Origin of the sequence: Parafannyhessea umbonata, assembly GCF_900111255.1 — a bacterium.
In the GTDB taxonomy this organism is placed as follows: domain Bacteria; phylum Actinomycetota; class Coriobacteriia; order Coriobacteriales; family Atopobiaceae; genus Olsenella_J; species Olsenella_J umbonata_A.
Map to the genome: position 1 here is coordinate 1 of NZ_FOGP01000008.1, position 5,875 is coordinate 5,875.

2 protein-coding genes are annotated in these 5,875 nt (G+C 55.3%); both read left to right on the forward strand.

Translation table 11 applies throughout. The features are described from left to right. Nucleotides 1–2,547 (forward strand): InlB B-repeat-containing protein (locus tag BMY31_RS08590; protein WP_180371397.1); only part of this gene is annotated, 2,547 nt, incomplete at its 5' end. 722 nt (nucleotides 2,548–3,269) lie between these two features. Continuing rightward, entirely contained in the window at nucleotides 3,270–5,162 is a 1,893-nt protein-coding gene (locus tag BMY31_RS08595) for a hypothetical protein (RefSeq protein ID WP_143327770.1), read from the forward strand. Nucleotides 5,163–5,875: the final 713 nt, after the last annotated feature.

Consider the following 5,875-nt stretch of genomic DNA (forward strand, 5'->3'; position numbering starts at 1 on the left):
GGCACGGGCATCGCGTACACCGACGCGCAGTCCGTCCTCAACCTCAGCTCCACCGACGGCGACCAGATCGAGCTCTTCGCGATCTGGGACGAGATTAACAACTTCATCGTTCACTACATCGACTCCGCCGATATGGTTACCACAGTGTCCGTGGATAAGACCGACGCTACCTGGTCGACAACCGATCTCTATCCGGCCACTGATCCCACCAAGACCGGCTATGTCTTCGACAAGTGGATGTACGTGGATGCCACTGGCGCTCTCATTGCCGTGACGCCTGGCACTACCGCCTACTCCACGCTTTCTGACGCCGTCGACCCCAACGTTGTTCAGGCCGAGGTCACCCTGTATGCCGCCTGGCTCAAGCTGGTCGACTACAAGGTCACCTACTGGACTACTGACGACAACGGGGCGACGCTAGTCTACGGCGGCTTTACTGGCCACGGCACCGATGTAGAAGGAACCGTCATCACACCCTCCACGATGGCGGACGCCACGCACAACTGGAGTAACGTCAGCCATATCCCCGGTTACGTCTTCGACGTACCCGCCACCACGAACTATGGCATCGACTCCATCACGCTCGATCCCACGCTCACCGACCAGGAGCTCAAGCTTGTGTTCGTTCGCAGGTCCGACTACATCCTCATCTACGATCCCAACTACGTTGACAATGGCGTTCCTGCCACGACAGACATCCAGAATGCTTTCTGGGCTCAGGACGGCCTCGACGCTCACAGCGCCAGCCGCCGCGGATACACCCTGATTGGCTGGAACACGGCCGCCGATGGCTCCGGCAAGAACGTCGTCGCCACAGACAAGTATGGTCAGCTCGTCCTGCTGGTCGATCCGACGGCTTCTGACACTGATGTCACGACCCTTACGCTCTATGGCCTCTGGCAGGAGAAGAGCGACTTCAAGGTCGTCTACGACAACAACTACATCTCCGTTGGCGCGAAATACCGTCCTGCGAGTACGGTGACAGCCGCTGACAGGGAGCACGTTGCCTGGACTGCCGGCGATCTCGAGCCCGTCGACGCCTCCGTAATCGTTGCTCCTAAGGGTTATCATCTCGGCGGCTGGACCTACATCGCGGACGGCAACGTCTTCGATATCGACTCCACGGATCAGTACAACACGATCTCTGACACCCTGAGCCCCGCTGCAGCCCTCGACCAGATCACGCTGTACGCCAAGTGGATCGAGAACGAGATTGAGCTCAAGTACGTCACTGGTGAGATTGACACGACTACCGGCGCATTCAGTGCGAATGCCTCGGCCGGCACAGTCTCCCGCAGCTCCGAGACCATCACCGTGGTCTCCGGCACTGCGCTTGGCGCGATTGCCGCACCGAACCCCGGCTGGCACTTCGTGAAGTGGATCCGTCTCGATGCATCCCTGCTGACCTCTGCTCTCATGACGGCCTCCACGACCGGGTTCAATGACCTGCCTACAGACATGACGCAGCTCGCCTTTGCCTCCATTCAGAATGTCACCGACGGCCTCTGGTATGGCGAGACGTACATGGCCCTGTTCGAGAAGAACGATCCCGCTACGCTCATCTACGATAAGAACGCTTCTGATGCCACGGGTACCATCGCGGACGTCGTCGAGCCCTTCGGCACCATCCTCACGCTCGACTCCGGCAAGAACGACATCGAGACGCCTTCTGACCTGACTGACGGCTTCAAGCGCGATCACTACACGCTTCTTGGCTGGAACACCAAGGCAGACCTGTCCGGTACGCATTACGACCTCTCGTTCGATGGCTTCGAGCTTCCCGAGGGCACGACGGTTCTCTACGCTGAGTGGGAGATCAACAAGGGCCGTCTGATCTACGACAAGAACGCCCAGGATGCTACGGGCACCATCGCAGACGTCGTGAAGCCGTATGGCACCCACATCACGCTCGACAGCGGTACCGAGGACACTACGGTGACTATTGAGGACGGCTTCCGTCGCCCGCACTACAAGCTGGTGGGCTGGAATACCGAGCCTGACTACAGCGGAATCCACTACGATCTGTCCCAGGGCTGGACGATGCCCGATGGCACTACGGTTCTCTACGCCGAGTGGGAGAAGCTGACCTTCGAGATCGAGGTTTCCAAGCCTACGGAGGGCGGTACCATCATCGGTGGCGACCCTGAGCCCATTCCGTATGGCGAGCCCATCCCCGAGGGTTGGGTGACGGTCATCCCCGATTCCGGCAAGCACATTTCCGGCTGGACCTATGTCATCCTCGACGAGGACGGCGTCATCCACACCGGCACCATCGACGATCCGACCAAGCTCATCGTTACTGGCAAGGTCACGCTCACCCCGATCTTTGAGGATGACGTCGTCGAGTCCGAGGGCGACGTTATCGAGCCGACTCCCGCGTCCGCCAAGAACATTGGCCCGAATGTGGCCGGCAAGGGTGAGAGGATTCCGCAGACTGGAGACCTCTTTGACGGATCCCTCGCTATCGTCCTCATCGGCGCTGCTGTTACGCTTATTCTCCCAGCCATTGTGCTGAGGCGTCGTAACGATGATCGGGAAGAAGCATAGCGGGTAGGGGAGAAGGACATTTTTCCTCTGGCACGGCCCCGTTCGCGGGGCCGTGCCTTTTTTGTCAACGCCATCGACGGCGCCTATTTGGCCTCATGAGCGTTCATATCTGTCTATTGAAGGTTTCTGGCTTGTGGACGTCCTAAGGCGCGATTGGGGGGTAGACGCCGAGAATGGCTTGCGTGGCTCGTGCGTGCATGGTGCTTTTCATCCAGTCCGTGATGCCTGGTGTTCCCTGCATTGTTGTTCTGGGACTGTGACTTATCTACCTGCTGCTACATGCCTGCTAGCATGATAGCTAGCAGGCATGTAGCAGCAGGTAGAACGATGTCATATGATAACGTGCGAGCATAGATATCAATATGTTAATCATTACCACATTTCTTGTCGACCGGGTGGATGAAATTTGCTGATTGATAAACGAATTGTCGATAAATTTGCATATTGTTAAACATATTGATTTTCAGCTTGGTGAATTCGGACATTTGAGGTGGTAGATGGTTATTTATTGAGGGCAATACCGCTCGCCCAAAATCGATTCCGTGAACGGCTGCTAACAATAACAGAAATAGGCATCTACCTGTGAAAATCACCTTGGCTGTTGTCCTTATGCCACTTTGACAAATACATATGTATTTGAGACTATATTAGTGTCTATATTTAGGTCGATTTCTCTTAGCTTAATGCCAGTTGAAGCTTGCGAGACGTTGAAAGGTACTGCCATGTTCTTCGATCCCACAACACTTCTCGGTATTTCGACTCAGTGCGGAGATGCCACCCCCTTGCACCGAAAGGGACATCCCCTAGTCACTCGTATGGCGTGCGTTGCCGTCGTCGCGGGTGCGCTCTCGCTTGCGACGGCTCTTTTTGCGGCCCCAACTATGTCGTACGCCAACGAACCTCCTGGCGATTCTATCGCAGGCGACCAAATTGCTTCCAATTATCCTGCTGTCGTTGATTACGATCGCATCGCGCTCGACACAAGTGAGGATTATTCCGCGCGGCCTACTGTGTCGGATGGATCTTCCATCGGTGCCGACCTTTACGTTGTGACTGATACGGGTTCATCTTCTGCTGGTGAATCGGATACCGAAGCGTTGTCAGATGAAAACCCGTTGGCATATTCGTGCCAGAGTGAAATCGATGCGACTCAGGTGTCTAGCTGCGCAAACCTCATTCCTTCTTCAGACTCAGATTTGAACAATTCCGCACTTGATCCTTCTTACGTCATCACCTATGTGAAGTGTGATCCTAACGGCAATCTATTGAATGGCCCTGACGACATGGATTCCGTGCAGAAATCCGCTCCAATCGGCACGACAGTTAATATTCGCGACGTTGATCCCGATTTTATGAACCATTTTGATGGCTATGTCTTTGCGTCTAGGACATCTGCAGGCTATGCGAGCACTGATTCCGTAACGGTCACCGGCTCTGGCTTTGACCGCATGCGGTTGTTGTTCGTTCCTGGTTTCTATTCCTATGTTATTAGCGTCGTGGACGATGACGGAAGCTTCTACGACGGTGGTGCAGTTAATTATCGCTCTAACGTTACCTGGGATTCTATTGTTGCCTTTGAGGAGAATGGCGTTAATTCCGATACTTTCAACACTACCTATAAGCCCAAGCCTGGTTATAAGGTCGGCAAGTTTTTCTATAAGCTTGAGCGCAACATGGACAATTCACTCAGCACCGACTTCCTTTGCCCCGACTCAATGAAGTTCGGTGATATTGTGAATGAGCTGCGTAAAGAGCTTCGGAAGACGGGTGAGTTCTTTAATGCCGACGCACCCCTTCAGCTCTACGGCACCTTTGTCATGCGCAATGACTATCAAGTAGAGTTTGACGTCTCCGGTCTAAGTGCTGGCGACAATGGGCAGCCCAACAATCGAGTCGGCGTCAGCTGGGATTCGCGGGACCTTTCTCCCGTCTACGATGCCCTTGTTGCCGCTCCCGTCAACGAAGTGGTTTGGACGTATCGTAGCGGTTCGGGAAAGATGCTTGCCGTGTCGGACGATACGTCTTTTGCGGATGTGTATACCTCTTGGTATGGTGACGACGCTTCTTATGGATCCGTCACCCTGAAGGCCGTTTACGCCTCAGAGTTTTCTTCTGACGATGGTCAGGAGAATCCTGGGCAGCATCAGGACCAAACAGGCTCGAACGAGACGGGCGGCCAAGAATCATCCGATAACCAGAATGTGGCCGAAGACGGGGGTGGTCAGTCTGTGCCTCCGGCATCGGGGAGCTCTTCTGGTACGAATCTCTTTTCTCCGTCCCAGGCTGATCTTTCATCTGAGGTGGGCGTTGGAGATAACGCCGCCAGTAATTCCAATAGTTCAATTTTGATTGATAAGGCCGGTTCAAAGTCTAGTAATGCGACTCGAACTGATTCCTCAATTTTTGAGCCGGCTTCTTCACCTGATGCTGCCGCTTTGGCGGCTGCCGAAGAGCCGACGGCAATCGAGCCGCCTGCTCCTGCGGTTGTGGGTGACTCAAACGTCTCGCAATCCGCTTCCGGGGACATCTTTAATCCGCTTGCCCCCGTGGGCGTGGTTCTTGTTGCGTCCGCATTTGGCGTCTATGCATTGAGGCGAAAGCGGTTGGTTGACTAGCGCTGCGCCATAACGATCCACATGGCGCAGCGGAAGCGCAAAACCTAGTGACTTTGAGGTTTGAGATGAAAAACGTAATGACATACACGGCTCAGGAGGAAAGGGGAGTGTGGCGCGCCCTCGTCGGCGGCGTCATGGTTGCCTGTGCGGCGACGCTCCTCTCCGTCTTCGTGGCCGCTCCCTCGTTCGCGTTTGCGGATGAGGCGGGGGCGGATGGGGCCGATTCTGTCATTGCGGAGCCAAGCGAACAGGACAACTATGCCGATTTTCAGAGTTCAACTTTTGTAAATCAGCAGGTAGACAGTGTGGTCTCGCAATCCGCACCAGTTTCGGAGGTCAGCTCCGCCACAGAGCCTCCCGTGTCTGCTGGGGACGTTTGTGCAGAGGGGGACCCCTCTGCGGACGGGACTGAAGCTCAGGGGACAGTGGTTGCTGGGTCCAGGGAGAGTGACGATACACGGCAGAGCGAAGACAACAGTTCCGAACCCGGTGCCGTGGCGACTTCTCCGACTGACGCATCTAATATATATGTATCGGACTCTTCGGAGGATGATCTCCATGAGGTTGATGCTGTCACTGAGGATGGACTCGAGCCCGCTCTGACCGAGAGCAATCCCAGCTCTTGCGTTTATCTGAGCGCCTCTTCTGAAGGGACCTACACGCTTGCCTATGTCCTGACCGATGGTGGCACATGGACCGTCGATACCTCAAGA